Here is a 14,234-nt window from a genome sequence, read left to right on the forward strand (position 1 = left end):
GCGTAGAGAACTCCGATGATCAATGGCCCCGTGCCTGTCACTACCCCGGGCTCCCGTCTGCCCAGATCCCAGACCTACTGCCGGTCGCTCTTAGTGGATCTATGTCACACTCCTCGGGTGACGCTGCCTCCGCCGTCTGACGTGCCCGACGACCAGGGTGTGACTCCACCGGAGCCCGGCATGGCCGCGCCGCCGTCAGCGCCGCCGATGGCGCCGTCGAAGCGCAACGGGCCTCTCATCATCGGCGTCATCGCCGGGGTGCTGGCATTGTGCCTGCTCGGGACCTGCGTGGTCGCGGCCGGCGCGCTGGTCGTCTCCAACATGGACGACGACGGCCGGCAAACAGCCGTCGCGGACGGATCCTCCCCCGTGCCGTCGCCGACGACACCCCCACCGCCGTCCACCGAGGAAACGTACTCCCCGCCGGAGGAGGAGCCGACGACCGAGGCGGCTCCGCCACCGCCGCCCGCGAAGATCGGGCAGTGCATCGTCGTCAGCGAAGACGGGGAATTCCTGGGGATTGGCAACTGCAACGGCACGCGTGGCACCTATCGGGTGGTTTCAGTGGACTATGAACGGGGTGCGTGCGCCGATCCCGAGTCCGCGTACATTACGGAAGACGGCTACCGCCTGTGCCTGGAGCTCCACCTGGTGCGCAATTACTGTTACAAATTCCCAAAGAATGATGGCTGGATCGTCGGCGCGTCGAAGTGTAAGGCAAAGGGAACGGTTCACGTCGTCGACATCGTCCCAGGGGCCTCCAACGGCGACAGGTGCACGCGGGACTACCGGTGGAACCACTGGTACCGGTTCACACACCCCACTGTTGTTTACTGTGTTCTGAAGTATTAGAGGCTGGTCGCACATGAAACGCAACGAACGGTGTAACTCGGGTTGCTGACGGCTACTTGCGGCCTGCGGACAGGCGTCCTTCGAGGGCGTTGAGGGCGGGTTTCCAGCGATTGGTCCAGCGCCGGTGGCCCTGCCCGGTGGGGTCGAGGCTCATCACTGCGAGGTCGACGCACTTCAGCGCGGCGGCCTCGTTGGGGAAGTGGCCGCGGGCACGGACGGCACGGCGGACATGCAGGCATCGGCGACGCCGCACGGCGAACTTTGCCTGACGCGGCATTTAGCACGGACTGGACCGGTCGTGGAAGGGCTGTCCGCCCCGACTACTACAAGCGGTGGTAGATCGCACATTCGTCCTGATCAGACGCACTTTGCCAGCAGGCCGCGCCTAGCATGCCGGCGTGACGATGAGGGCGAGGGACCACGCGCACGACTACCACGATCTGCTCGGCCTGCACCACTCCATGGTGCTGCGCCGAAGGATGCGCGGGGACGGCCCGGCACCGGACGAGCGGGAGGCGTCCGCCGGGGCGCTGCTGGCGGCCTGGCCGCAACGAGTGGACGACCAGCGGCTGCTGCGGGAGAGCCTCGCGTTGCTGGAGCCGCTCACCGACACGCTGACGTACCTGTACGCGGCGCTGTTCCGGGACGGATCGCACCTGAGGTCGCTGTTCCCCGACTCGCTCGCGGCCCAACGCGACCAGCTCGCCTGGTCGGTGCGGCAGCTCATCGAGGGGCTGGACCAGCCAGAGGCCATCGTGCCGGTCTTCGAGGAGCTTGGCCGGGCGCACCGCAAGCTGGGCGTACGCGCCAGCCACTTCCAGCCGTTCGGTGCGGCGCTGATGGAGGCGCTGCGGGCCCGCGCCGGCGCCGGCTGGTGTCCCGAACACGACGAGGCCTGGTCACGGGCATACCGGTTCTTGGCCGGCGTGATGAGCAACGCCGCCACGGGCGAGCTCTCCGCTCCGCCGTACTTCAAGGGCACCGTGGTCCACCACGAGCTGCGCGGCCCCGACCTGGCAGTCCTGCGGGTACGCACCGCCGAGGCGTACGACTACCGGGCCGGGCAGTACGCCACGGTCGGATCCGGGCGGCTGCCGCGCACCTGGCGGTCCTACTCCATGGCCAACCCACCCGGCGGCGACTGGGTGTTGGAGTTCCATGTGCGGGCGACGGGTGCCGGCCGGCTCAGCGACGTCCTGGTGCACAAGACAGCCGTGGGTGATGTGCTGCGGCTCGGCCCGGCGCGTGGCATCACGAGCCTCGCAACCGCCTCGGGCAACCGCGTACTGCTGGTCGCTGGTGGCACCGGTCTGGCCACGATGCGGGCGCTGCTGGGCGGGCTGGCCCGTCTGGCCAGCCCGCCGACAACCTGGCTGTTCTTCGGCGCCCGCACCCGGGACGACCTGTACGATCTCGAATCGCTCCGCTCGCTTGCCGACCGCTTCCCGTGGCTCCGCTTGGTGCTGGCGGTCTCCGACGGTGACGCCGGCCCGTACGAACCCGGCACGGTGGTGGACGTCGTGACCCGCTACGGCGGCTGGGCCGGACACGACGCCTACCTCGCCGGACCAGCGGCCATGGTCACGGAAATGGCCCACCGCCTGGTCGACCTCGGCGTCGAGCCTGACCACATCCGGTACGACCGGCAGTAGGCTCAGCCGGACACCGGCCCGGCAGGCGGCGTCCGCCCGCAGGGCGGCTCACTGCCGTGGGGGACGGCCAGGCGTCGGTCGGTCCGCGGGTGAAACTTGTCGGCGATGCGTTGGCAGGCCTGGCGTCCCAGGCCCGTTCGGTGCGGATGACCTTGTCGGTGTCGACCAGGGCGGCCATGCTCGACGCTGTGGTCGCCGACCCGGGCCGGCGCAGAAGGCGAGAGTGATTTTCCTGACCCCGGGCCCAGACGGCAGGACGGCGGTGGTCTGGAGCTCTCCGACGGGATGGGCCGGGGGCTGACCGCACCGCCGGGCGCCGTGCCCGAGGTGAGCGGGCGGCTCTGCTGCACCCATCCTCTCCGACGCGTTCCTGCCGGCCGGGTGTTCCCGACGCCCCGAGGAGAGCCCGTGGACGCATGGCGGCCCGCCAGCGGCGCGCCGACGACGGGCGCCGCGAGCGAAGGCGACCCGGCCGAGGAATGGTCCCTGAGGTGGCCGGACGGCCCGGGGCGGGGGAGCCGAAGGTCACGGACGGACAGGGGGTTCGGCCCTGACAAGGACCGCCGTGATGATCCAGGATGAAACGCGACACCAACAGACGTTGCCATCCTCACGGGAGTTCCGACATGAAGCGACGCACCCTGGACCTGCTGTTCAGCATCGGAGGGCTGGGCCTGACCGTCCTGCTGCTCATCGCCGGCCTCGTCCTCACCACGAACGCGAACTTCGCCAACGACTACGTACGCGACCAGCTCGGCGCGCAGCACATCACCTTCAAGCCGGCCGACAAGCTGACCGACGAGGAGAAGAAGGCGGCCTGCCTGGTCGAGTACGCCGGCCAGAAGATGACCACCGGCAAGCAGGCCGAGTGCTACGCCAACGAGTTCATCGGGCTGCACCTGAAGTCCATGGCCGGTGGGAAGACGTACGCCGACCTCGGCGCGCCGGAGAGCGAGCTGCGGGCCAAGGTCGAGCAGGCCACGCAGACCAACGACCCGGCCCTGGCCGACCTGCAGAAGCAGTTGGCGGAGGCCAGCGGCCAGCGGGAGACCGTATTCAAGGGCGAGACGCTGCGCGGCATGCTGCTCACCTCGTACGGCTTCAGCGAGTTCGGCCGTAAGGCCGAGCAGGCCGCTCTGGTGACGTTCATCGGGGCGGGGCTGCTCCTGCTGCTGTCGATCGCCGGCCTGGTGCACGCCTTCCGCACTCCGGCCACCGAGGCGTTCGCCGCTCCCGAGCCGGCGAAGAACCGCATCACCGCCTGACCGCTGCCGACCCGGGCGCCCCCGGTCTCCTGCACCCCCCAGGAGGCCGGGGGCCCCGCGTGCGCGGCTGCACGACTGGCCGGTCCGCAGCGTGGCCCGGCGGCGCAGAATCGGGCTCGACCCTCATGCAACGGCAGGAGGGAGCCCTGGGGTCCCTGCCTGAATGGGAAGGGGGACGCTTCCTGACCGTGCCCTACGTCGTCCGTCAGGGGCGCATGAAATGACGGACCGGCAGTGGCCGGTGCACGATCCGAATGTCCCCGAGCCAGCCGTAGAAGCCCTGCTCGATGATGCGATCGTAGTGGTACGCCCCGACCAGCCACCGCAGGTAAATGCTCACGTGTCGCAGACTCCCGACGAGTGGGAGCGCGCCTGCGCAGCCGGGGCTACCAGCCTGTTCCGCTAGGGCGACGAGTATCCCGAGGGCGAGCTACGGCGATGTGCCCTCATCCAGGAACCGACCTGTTCGGCCTGGTCATCGGGGACGACCCGTACCGGGCCGAGTTCACCACCGACCCAGCGGTCCTGTGCGGCGGAGACGGCGGCGCGGCAGTCTGCGGCGCCTACGGCAGCTTCCTCACCTTGGCTCGCTCTCGCCACCGCCTACCGTGACCCAGACCTGGCGGAGGCCGTCTACGACGGTGGCCGCACGGAGAGACTCCGGTGCGGCCCATCCTGCAGATGCCTTGAGATACCCATCTGTCGCGATCCGGGTGTTGACCTCGTCGACGGACAACCGGATCTGCCGAGGAGCGGATGCTGAACTCACCGACTGCACCGACGGACCGGGCGGCTACCCGAAGCGGTCGGCCAGCTTCGTCAGCTTGGTGACGTACGCCGGCCAGTCGTAGTCGTGAGGGATGTTGGTGCTCTCCCGCCGCAGGCCGATCGCCGTGTCGTGCTGCTCGCGCATGATGTCGGCGTGACCGGCGTGACGGGCGAGGTCGCAGGTCACGTGGACGATGATCCTTTGCAGCGTCACGGCCTGTCCACCTGGCCGCCACCACGGCACCCGCCCCGGCGCGTCGAGCGGTAACTGTTCGATCGTCTGATCTGCGAACACCCCGACGCGGCGGTACAGGTCGATCAGCCCATCCTTCGTCTCCTCCTCCCGCGCGTACCAGTCTGCCTGCGGGTCCTCCTCGAACGCCTGCATGGGGACCAGTTCCTCAGGCGTCGGGAATTCGCGCCCGAAGGTAGGCCCGAAGTAGCCGGCTTCGACATTGAGGCAGTGCTTGAGGACTCCCAGCAGGTTGTTGCCGGTCGCAGTGCGGGGGAGTCTGGCTTCGCGTTCGCTCAGCCCGTCGAGCTTCCAGATCAGGTCATCGCGAGTCGCCCGGAGGTAGTGGTGCAGCGCAGCCTTCGCATCGCCCAAGTCAGCCATGCCCACCAGTCTTTCTTATGCGCCGAGCCATCGTGCAAGGTGTCGTCTGCAAGATCAGCGCCCGGCTGGAGCGCCGGCATCCCCATCTGCCGCGGACTGCGCTAGCGAGCATCATTTGGCATGCGTCTTTATCGCTGCGCCTCGAAATGCTCCTTCATCGCGGGGTAATAGTCGTCGAAGTCCGGCGCCGGCTGGCCATCGCGCGAGGCTACCAACGCGTCCAGGTAGTACTCCCAGCCCGGTCCGACCTCGCCGACACCCTCCGTACCGGTCAGGTGCTGCGTGAACCGAAGCTCGGTCACGCCCGCACTCTCGACCAGCACCATGTCAAGATGCCAGCCGCCGTGCTCGTCCACTGCGGAAACCGCTAGCCGCCGCGGCGGTTCGCACGCGTCGATGGTCATGTCCATCCAGGGCGCACCCTCCTCGTGCACCATCTGGACCTTGATCGTGCGTCCCGGTGCGGCGTCGCCCTGCCACGGGCCGAACCAGCGTGCCGTGCGCGCCGGATCGGTGAGGCTGGCCCAGACGTCAGCCATGGGAGCGCGGAATGTGCGGGTCAGCACAAGGTCGTCGCCGAACAGTCGGCCGGTGGGTGTCGGGCTCATGCGGTCTCCTTTTGGGATGGGTGCCGCCCGGCGGCCGTGTGCCGCTCGCGGCGGGTGCGGTAGACCTCGGTCTCCAGCGCATCGAGGCGGTGCTGCCAGCCGGACGGGCGCATCAGCCGTCCCAGCCACCCGGCCAGCTCGTCGAGCGGCGCGGCGACCAGTGTGTAGACGCGCCGGCGTCCGTCCGCCGCATCGCGTACCAGGCCGGCCTCGCGTAACACGCGCAGGTGACGGCTGACGGCCGGCCGGCTGATCACGAACCGGCCGGCGATCTGGCCGGCCGAGAGCGATTCGTCGCGCAGCATCAGCAGGATTTCCCGCCGCACCGGATCGGCGATCGCGGCGGCTACCTCGTCCATGCCAAAAGCGTAACCAAGTGGTTACACTTCTGGCGACGTTGCGTCCATCGACGCCTGAGTGCGCGACAAGTCGAGCGCCTGCCAGGCCTCCGACCTATCCCAGAGTCATGATCGATGCACTGAATCTGCCGCGAGTCGCGGGTCAGGCGACCAGCCAGTCGGTGTGTGGACGTGGTCAGATCTGGTGCTCGACCCGATGCCGCAGGTACTCGTCTGGATGGGTGCGGGCGATGCGAATCGCCTCAGCCACCGTCTCGTGCAGATCCTCGGGGTACTGCTGCGTACCGAGGTCGAGTCCCGGAAGAATGCACCGGCGGACGTCCAGGTCCTCGTTGGCGACGAACATGCGTAAGGCCGTTTCGTGCCACTCGCGGCGGAGGTCGGCGAACGCGTTGTACTCGGCCTTACTCTCCGGCGTCGGGGAGCGGGAGCCGGCGAGGTAGGTGAGGGGAACCTGCGTCCAGTACCAGGCTCGTGCTGCGCCGGCCCGTTCAGGGTTGGTGCCCGTCCGGAGATGTTCGAGCAGCGCCAACTGCACACGCCTACGGCCGAAGGCGGCAAGAGCCGGTTCGACGAGCTGCCGGTTGAAACTCGGATCCGGTTCGAGGATCGCAGCGCGCACCAACGGTTCGAACCACTCCTCCCGCACCGGCCGACGGCGCATCGCTTGCGCAATCACTCGCCGTGCCTCGTGCTGCCACCTCCGCCGTGAACGCCGGGTGTCGGTCGTCACCAGCGGGCGCTCCGCGCCGAGCAGGTCGATCAGCTTCCTGAGGCAGCGCTCGTACGTGGTGGAGGTGTCCTCCGTGCGGTCAGGCAGCGGAGCGTACAACCGCGGCACCTCGGCCGGGTCCGGCGACGGAGTGCTGGTCGGCTCGTCCCCGGTCGCCATGAACGTCACCTTATCCAGCGATTGACGGGAGACCACCCGCCAACCCACGTCCGAGGCCGAAGTCGCCCGCTGGCGCCGAGCGGCGGGCTTGCAAGACGTTGCCCTGGTCCCGCTGAGCAGGCCATGACGCCTACAGCTACCAGCGGCCGGCCGGTATCCCGATCTGCCGCCGACCGCGCGCCCGCCAGCCGCTACCGCCGACTCTGCCGAGTTGGGTGCACCTGCGTGAGTGGGCATCAGGTGTCGTACTCGCCGCTGTCCCATGGTTCGGTGAAGGCCATGTAGTCGCCGGGCTCGAGGGTGACCCACCATACGTCGTCGTCATCTTCGGGCTCTCTGGGCACCAGGCCGAAGGTCGTACCGAACCGATTGACCGCGAAGGGCTCGACTTCGATACGGGTGAACGTAACCTCCCCGAGTTCTTCCAGCCGGGCGTCGTATGCCGCCCGCCGTGCCGTCCGGTCCATCCGAACTCTGGGACCGAAGGCGTCAATCCTGGCCTCCAGGAACCGGCCGTCGGCATCGAAGAGGTACAGGGCGACGAACTCCTGACCGCCGTCCTCGCCACGAATGGCGGGCTCAAACGGGGTGGTGAGGAAGAACTGCCTTCCGTCGGCGGTGCGCCCCACATGCTCGGCGTGATAGTCATCGTGATTGATAGCAAGCCGGCGCGGCGGTCCGTCTCTCACCCAACTCGTCCTTTCGCGCGGACGGTGTGAGCCGTCGTGATCGCCAAGCCAGCATTCTGCCGTCCAGGTACGACACGATCTTGTCCCCTGTCGGAGAGCCCAGTCGATCCCGCACCGGCCAACCCTGCTGACCAGCGGCAACGCCTCTTCGTCGAACCCCGCGCTGACCCAACTCATCGCCGCAGCCCAGAGGGAGAGCTCCCCGGTGGGTGCTTCAGCCTTCGACCTCGGCCTCAGCGATCATCCATAGTGGATGTGCCCTACACTCCGCCGGTGATCAACAAGAGACGATCGGCGGCCGTCTTCATCGGACTGCTGGCGGCGACCGTGATGACCGGTCCGGCGCCAACCCTCGCGGACGAGGAGACACCGGTCGAACCACCGAAGGTCGAGCTGGTACTCGACGTCAGCGGCTCGATGCGGGCCAAGGACATCGGCGGACGCAGCCGGATCTCCGTCGCCCAGCAGGCCTTCAACGAGGTCGTCGATGCGCTGCCCGAGGAGACCCAGCTCGGTATCCGAGTGCTCGGCGCGACCTACCAGGGCAAGGACAAGAAGCTGGGCTGCCTGGACACCCAGCAGATCGTGCCGGTCGGCCCGGTCGATCGGGTGCAGGCCAAGGCTGCGGTGGCGTCCCTGCGGCCGACCGGGTTCACCCCGGTCGGGTTGGCTCTGCGCTCGGCCGCCCAGGACCTCGGCACCGGCACGACCGCCCGGCGGATCGTGCTGATCACTGACGGCGAGGACACCTGCGCCCCGCCGGACCCCTGCGAGGTTGCCCGGGAGTTAGCCGCTCAGGGTACGAAGTTGGTGGTCGACACGCTCGGGCTGGCCCCGGACGAGAAGGTGCGCCGGCAGCTGCTCTGTATCGCCGGCGCCACCGGCGGCACGTACACCGCCGCACAGAGCGCCGACGAGTTGACCAGCCGGATCAAGCAGCTGGTCGACCGGGCGAAGGACACCTACACGGCGGCCCCGGCCGTGGTCGCCGGGAAGTCGGCGTGCGACGATGCGCCGCTACTCGGCCCCGGCGTTTACAGCGACCGGGAGGCGTTCTCGGAACATCGCTGGTACCGGGTGCCGGTCCGCCCCGGGCAGGAGCTGCGTGCCTCGGTCAGCATGGCGTTGGACCGCCCGGTGAACCGCGACTATGGAGTGCTGCTGCGGGCCACGGCCACCGACGGCCGGGAACTGGTCCGGGGGGTGGATGCGGGCAGCGGCCGCACCGACGTGGTCTCCGCCGGCCTGCGCTGGTCAGCGAGCGAGAAGCAGGCGGACGGGGTGCCCCCGACGCCGAACGCCACGACCGCCGTCCCGGCCACCACGGTCTGCCTGGTCGTCAGCAACGCCTTCGCGCCCCGGCCGGGCACCCAGGCGACGCCCGGAATGCCGGTCGAGCTGACCGTGGACGTGGTTGCGTCCTCGCCCGCCCCGGCCGCCCCCGACCTCGGTCGGGGCTGGGTGCTGCTGGTGCTGCTGACCGTGGCCGGCCTGCTCACCGGACTGGTCACCGGCCTTCTCACCCGCTGGTGGGTGGCCACCTGGAGGGAGAACTGATGAGTACCAGGACGATCCGGAGCGGAGCGGCGCTGGCCGCCGCCGGCCTGGCCCTGCTGGCCGTCCCCGCCCCGGTCCAGGCCGCGCCCACACCCTCGCCGGGCGCCACCCCGGTCACCCGGGCTGGGACCTCCTTTCTGACCGCCGCCGGCATCGCCGGCGGACAGCCGGTCCGGGTCGCCGCCTCCACCGGCGACTACCTGTACTGGTCGTTCCCGGCCGCGGCCGGTGAACGGCACGAGATCACCGCGACTGTGTCGTTCCCGAAGTCGCGCAGCGGCGCGTCGACCTGGACGATGGAGGTCTTCGACGGGCTACGGCGACGCCAGTCCTGCACGGCCGGCGCGCAGACTCCCACCGTCGAGGCCTCTCTCGGCAGTGTGTCGCTAGGTTGCAGCCTGCGACAGGTACGGACCTGGTCCGAGCCCTGGTCGGCCGACCCGCTGCCCGGGACGTACTACGTCCGGCTGTCGGTGGCCGAGCTGCCGGAGGCCGACCTCGGGCTCCCGATCGACGTGGAGCTGCTGGTCGGCGCGGACCGGCAAGACTCCCGCGACGACGGCGAGCTGAAGGCACCGCTGGTGCCGCCCACGCAGGCCGGCACGGTACTCAGCGCCGAACCGGCGGCACAATCGGTCGAGGAGGACGAGAGCGGGTACCTCGACTGGTTGCCCGGCCTCGGCTCGCGTTGGATCTGGAGCACGGTGGGCGGCGTACTCGCCGCCGCAGCCGGCGTTGCTGGCTTCGCTCTCACCCGCCGTCCCCGCCGGCCGTGACCGGTGCCGGTGGCCGCTGCCCGGCGGGGAGCGGCCACCGGCCGGCGCAGGAGAGGAACTGAAAGCTCGCGGAGCAGGTGCGCCGAGGATGGCACCGATTCGGTGCTCGCCGCAGCCTGGGCCGGCGCAGCTCAACGGTACGGGCGTGACCCGCCCGAGCCGGTAACCCGAGGCCGCGTGGGAACCGGGTGTTGGGTCGGTTCGCGTGGCTGGCTGGGGTGAACCCGTATCGGGATCGCGGGGGCGATTTCGAGCCCGACGGTGTGGTGGCGGCGATCGGTGATCAGGTGGCCGGGGGAGTCAGGAGTTGAGGGCTGGCGCATCTGACATTTTAGTGTAATGTCAGCCACCCGGCCGAGGTGCCCCGATCTGGGTAAGCCTCGCCGGGCATCACCAACCGCGCCCGCCCGCAGGTCCGGCCTCAGCTGGACTGTGGATTCCGTCGATGCGAGGAGGACAAGAGTGGATGCCGTTACGAGTCCGCCGTCCCCGGTCAACGAAGCGACCCTGAACTACGCCCCCGGCAGCCCGGAGCGGGCAGCGCTGGAGCGGGAGCTGGCGCGGCAGGAGAGCTGGGTGGTGGAGTTGACCGCCGTGATCGGTGGCCGCCGCCGGATGGGTGGGGGAGCGGAGATCGCGGTGGTGCAGCCGCACGACCACCGTCATGTGCTCGGGGTGATGCGCAACTCCACCCGGACCGACACCGAGGACGCCATCGCGGCGGCGGAAAGGGCGGCGCCCGGCTGGCGCGAGCTGTCCCTCGACGACCGCGCCGCGATCCTGCTCAAGGCCGCCGATCTGCTGGCCGGCCCGTGGCGGCAGCGACTCAACGCCGCGACGATGCTGGGCCAGTCGAAGACCGCCGTCCAGGCCGAGATCGACTCCGCGTGCGAGCTGGCCGACTTCTGGCGGTTCAACGTCCACTACGCCCGGCAGATCGTGGGCGAACAGCCGGTGGCGAACTCCCGTGGGGTGTGGAACCGCACCGACCACCGCCCCCTGGAGGGCTTCGTCTACGCCGTCACCCCGTTCAACTTCACCGCGATCGCGGGCAACCTGCCGACCGCGCCGGCGTTGATGGGGAACACGGTGCTCTGGAAGCCCGCGCCGACGCAGCAGCTCGCCGCGAGCCTGATCATGGAGTTGCTGGAGGAGGCCGGCCTGCCGCCCGGCGTGATCAACATGTTGCCGGGCGATGGCCTCGACGTTTCGGCGGTGGCGCTCGCCCATCGCGACCTGGCAGGTATCCACTTCACCGGCTCCACCGCGACGTTCCAGCACCTGTGGTCGACGGTGGGAGCGAACCTCGGGGGCTACCGGTCGTACCCCCGGATCGTCGGAGAGACCGGCGGGAAGGGTTTCGTGCTCGCGCACGGCTCGGCCGATCCGGACGTGCTGCGGGTAGCGCTGCTGCGGGGCGCGTTCGAGTACCAGGGGCAGAAGTGCTCGGCCGCCTCCCGGGCGTACGTGGCCAGGTCGGTGTGGGACAGGGTGCGCGACCCGCTGCTCGCCGAGGTGGAGGCGCTGACGATGGGTGACGTCACCGACCTCTCCCACTTCATGGGGGCGGTGATCGACGCCCGGGCGTTGAGCCGGCACCGGACCGCGATCGACCGAGCCCACCGGCGGGACTCGCTGACGGTGCTCGCCGGCGGCGAGGTCGACGATTCGATCGGTTATTTCGTCCGCCCCACTGTTGTGCACAGCACCGACCCCACCGACGAGATGTTTCGCACGGAGTACTTCGGGCCGATCTTGGCCGTGCACGTCTTCGACGACGACGCTTTCACCGACGCGGTCGACCAGTTGGAGTCATTCTCGTCGTACGCGCTGACCGGCGCGGTCGTTGCCCGCGACCGGGCGGCGATCGCCTGGGCCAGTCAACAGCTGCGGTTCGCCGCCGGCAACTTCTATGTCAACGACAAGCCGACCGGGGCGGTGGTCGGGCAGCAGCCGTTCGGTGGCTCCCGTGCCTCGGGCACCAACGACAAGGCGGGCGCGGCGTCGAACCTGACCCGCTGGATCTCGCCGCGGTCAATCAAGGAGACCTTCGACCCGCCGCGAGACCACCGTTACCCCCACATGGGCTCCCGCTGACGGGCACTACCAGCCTGAAATCCCTCTGGACTGACCTGCTGATCAGGTGTAAAGTCCTTCACACTTCACTAACATGTCACTGACATTCCACTCCCCCCATCGTTTCATGACCATCGACACGGAGGTGTCAGATGAAGAGGTCACTCCGCTCCCTCGGTGTCGCCACGGCCATCACCGGGATGCTCGCCCTGGCCGCGTGCGGCACGGACGCCTCGTCCACCAGTTCCGGGGCAACCGGCTTCGGCGACTGTGAGGTGACCGCGAACCCCACGGTCCACGAGATGAAGACCATGACCGAGGACACCCTCACCGTCGCCGCCTCGCTGCCCTACCCGGCCGGCTACCGGGGCAACACCCTCGAATCGGTCAACGGCGGCTACATGTACTGCCTCGACGCCGAAATCGCCAACCGCGCCGGACTGAGCAAGATCAAGCTGGTGAATGCCTCGTTCGAGGCCCTCGTCACCGCCAAGACCTCGAACTTCGACTTCGCGGTCTGGGACATCTACGACACACCCGAACGACGCAAGGCCGTCGACTTCTCCACGCCCTACAACACCTACCGCACCGGCGTCCTCGTCAAGACCGGATCCGACCTGACCAAGGAGAGCATCAGGACGGCCACCGTCGGCGTGCTCGCCGGATCCGTTCAGCTCACGTACGTCAACGAGACGCTCAAGCCCAAGCAGGTGCGGGTCTTCGCCTCCAACGACGACCTCTTCAACGCCGTACTGGCCGGGCAGGTCGACGCCGCGCTCAACGACACCGCCACCGTCATGCCCCGTGCGGCCAGCTCGGACGGCAAGCTCGAGGTCGTCGGACAGTACCCGGTCGGCGGCGACGTGGCAGCGCTCTTCCCCAAGGGCTCGCAGAACGTCACGGCGGTCAACCAGATCCTCGCCGACATGGAGAAGGACGGCACCCTCGCCGCCATCATGGACAAGTGGCTGAACCCGATCCTCGGCGGCGACCCTGACAAACTGGCCGACTGGAGTGCCTGACCATGAAGGTGCAGACACCCGAGACACGTGACGCCCCGCCGACACCATCCGGTACCGGCCTCACTCCGACCAGGCCACTGTCGACGACGGCCTACCTCACCGCCGCCGCCGTCCTCACCGTCCTGGCCGCAACCCTGTGCTACCAGCTCGCCACCATGCTGGTCGACGCACCCGCGACACGGATCCTGCTCGGTGCCGCGCTCCCGGTCGCCGCGCTCGGCTGGCCCCTCTCGTTGGCCTACCGGCGCAGCCACCGGTCCCGGCAGCACTGGGGGGCCGGCCGGTACGTCGAGGCCCGCCGGGCGGCGGCGCATTCCCGCAACGCCGCCATCTCGTCCCTCGGACTCAGCGGCTGCCTGGCCATCGTGACCGTGCTCGCCCTGATGGTCTTCACCAACGACGGGGCAGTCCAGAAGACGTTCTTCAACGGCGAGTACATGTCGCGCAGCTTCCTCGACATCCTCCGCGCCCTGTGGATCAACATCCAGATCGCGCTCGGCGCCCAGGTCCTCGCCATGGTCTTCGGGCTCGTGCTCGCCATCGCCCGGCAACTGCCGGGCCGGGGCTTCCGCCCGGTCAGGGTGCTGTCCATCGCCTACATCGACGTGTTCCGCGGCATCCCGTCGGTCGTCCTGATCTACCTCGTCTGCTACGGCCTACCGCTGACCGAGGTGCCGTTCCTCAGCGGCGGATCGCTGGTCGTCTACGCCATCGTGGCGCTGGCCATGACGTACAGCGCCTACAACGCGGAGCTGTACCGCGCCGGGATCGAGTCGATCAACCCCGGCCAGAGCTCCGCAGCCCTGTCCATGGGCCTGACCCAGACCGACGTCCAGCGGTTCGTCATCCTGCCGCAGATGGCCCGCAACATCGCCGCGCCCATGCTCAGCACCTTCATCGGCCTGCAGAAGGACACCGCGCTGGTGATCGTCGTCGGCATCATCGACGCGTTCAGCCAGGCCAAGATCTACTCGGCGAACGACTTCAACCTCTCCGCGGTGACCGCCGTGTGCATCGTCTTCGTTCTCATCACCATCCCGCAGACCCGGTTCGTCGACTACCTGCTCGCCCGTACCGGGGCCAGGAAGACAGGGGCGTGAGG

General features: G+C 69.0%; 14 protein-coding genes and 1 pseudogene. 8 read left to right on the top strand and 7 right to left on the bottom strand.

Annotation, left to right across the window (positions count from 1 at the left end; all coding sequences use genetic code 11):
* Positions 1–117: 117 nt before the first annotated feature.
* Positions 118–852: a hypothetical protein gene (locus ACGF5C_RS30640; protein WP_393307240.1), complete on the top strand. Its 735-nt coding sequence runs from the start codon at positions 118–120 to the stop codon at positions 850–852.
* A 52-nt stretch (positions 853–904) separates the two neighbouring features.
* On the opposite strand, the pseudogene ACGF5C_RS30645 reads toward ACGF5C_RS30640, so the two are convergent.
* A pseudogene (locus tag ACGF5C_RS30645) lies at positions 905–1,078 on the bottom strand (IS256 family transposase); the annotation flags it as partial.
* A gap of 178 nt (positions 1,079–1,256) precedes the next feature.
* Here ACGF5C_RS30645 and ACGF5C_RS30650 point away from each other — a divergent pair.
* The gene (locus ACGF5C_RS30650) at positions 1,257–2,504 is read left to right on the top strand and encodes a globin domain-containing protein (RefSeq protein ID WP_393307349.1); all 1,248 of its coding nucleotides are present in this window, start codon (positions 1,257–1,259) and stop codon (positions 2,502–2,504) included.
* Between the two features lie 626 nt (positions 2,505–3,130).
* The gene (locus ACGF5C_RS30655; RefSeq protein WP_393307242.1) at positions 3,131–3,769 is read left to right on the top strand and encodes a hypothetical protein; all 639 of its coding nucleotides are present in this window, start codon (positions 3,131–3,133) and stop codon (positions 3,767–3,769) included.
* 205 nt (positions 3,770–3,974) lie between these two features.
* Here the strand turns inward: ACGF5C_RS30655 and ACGF5C_RS30660 are convergent, their stop codons facing one another.
* From ACGF5C_RS30660 to ACGF5C_RS30685, 6 genes are all read right to left on the bottom strand, one after another.
* Positions 3,975–4,109 (bottom strand): hypothetical protein, encoded by a 135-nt coding sequence (locus ACGF5C_RS30660; RefSeq protein WP_393307244.1) that lies wholly within the window; start codon positions 4,107–4,109, stop codon positions 3,975–3,977.
* Between the two features lie 453 nt (positions 4,110–4,562).
* Positions 4,563–5,153: a DinB family protein gene (locus ACGF5C_RS30665; protein ID WP_393307246.1), complete on the bottom strand. Its 591-nt coding sequence runs from the start codon at positions 5,151–5,153 to the stop codon at positions 4,563–4,565.
* Positions 5,154–5,281: 128 nt separating this feature from the next.
* Positions 5,282–5,761: an SRPBCC family protein gene (locus ACGF5C_RS30670; RefSeq protein ID WP_393307248.1), complete on the bottom strand. Its 480-nt coding sequence runs from the start codon at positions 5,759–5,761 to the stop codon at positions 5,282–5,284.
* On the bottom strand, positions 5,758–6,120 hold the full coding sequence (locus ACGF5C_RS30675) for a metalloregulator ArsR/SmtB family transcription factor (RefSeq protein WP_393307250.1): 363 nt from the start codon (positions 6,118–6,120) through the stop codon (positions 5,758–5,760). The genes ACGF5C_RS30670 and ACGF5C_RS30675 overlap by 4 nt, the downstream gene beginning before the upstream one ends.
* 175 nt (positions 6,121–6,295) lie before the next feature.
* Positions 6,296–7,060, bottom strand: coding sequence for a hypothetical protein (locus tag ACGF5C_RS30680; RefSeq protein WP_393307252.1), 765 nt, complete (start codon positions 7,058–7,060; stop codon positions 6,296–6,298).
* 188 nt (positions 7,061–7,248) lie between these two features.
* Positions 7,249–7,701, bottom strand: coding sequence for a hypothetical protein (locus tag ACGF5C_RS30685; protein WP_393307254.1), 453 nt, complete (start codon positions 7,699–7,701; stop codon positions 7,249–7,251).
* 273 nt (positions 7,702–7,974) lie between these two features.
* Between ACGF5C_RS30685 and ACGF5C_RS30690 the strand changes: the two genes are divergently transcribed.
* The 5 genes from ACGF5C_RS30690 to ACGF5C_RS30710 all read left to right on the top strand — a co-directional run bounded on the left by ACGF5C_RS30690 (position 7,975) and on the right by ACGF5C_RS30710 (position 14,232).
* The gene (locus ACGF5C_RS30690; RefSeq protein WP_393307256.1) at positions 7,975–9,258 is read left to right on the top strand and encodes a VWA domain-containing protein; all 1,284 of its coding nucleotides are present in this window, start codon (positions 7,975–7,977) and stop codon (positions 9,256–9,258) included.
* The gene (locus ACGF5C_RS30695) at positions 9,258–10,034 is read left to right on the top strand and encodes a peptidase (RefSeq protein ID WP_393307257.1); all 777 of its coding nucleotides are present in this window, start codon (positions 9,258–9,260) and stop codon (positions 10,032–10,034) included. The genes ACGF5C_RS30690 and ACGF5C_RS30695 overlap by 1 nt, the downstream gene beginning before the upstream one ends.
* 462 nt (positions 10,035–10,496) lie before the next feature.
* Positions 10,497–12,131 carry an L-glutamate gamma-semialdehyde dehydrogenase gene (gene pruA, locus ACGF5C_RS30700; RefSeq protein WP_393307259.1) on the top strand — a complete coding sequence of 545 codons (1,635 nt, stop codon included), beginning with the start codon at positions 10,497–10,499 and terminating at the stop codon, positions 12,129–12,131.
* 131 nt (positions 12,132–12,262) lie between these two features.
* On the top strand, positions 12,263–13,132 hold the full coding sequence (locus tag ACGF5C_RS30705; RefSeq protein ID WP_393307261.1) for an ABC transporter substrate-binding protein: 870 nt from the start codon (positions 12,263–12,265) through the stop codon (positions 13,130–13,132).
* Positions 13,133–13,134: 2 nt separating this feature from the next.
* The gene (locus ACGF5C_RS30710) at positions 13,135–14,232 is read left to right on the top strand and encodes an amino acid ABC transporter permease (protein ID WP_393307263.1); all 1,098 of its coding nucleotides are present in this window, start codon (positions 13,135–13,137) and stop codon (positions 14,230–14,232) included.
* The last annotated feature ends 2 nt before the right edge of the window (positions 14,233–14,234 follow it).

This window comes from Micromonospora sp. NPDC047620, assembly GCF_043205005.1.
GTDB lineage: Bacteria > Actinomycetota > Actinomycetes > Mycobacteriales > Micromonosporaceae > Micromonospora.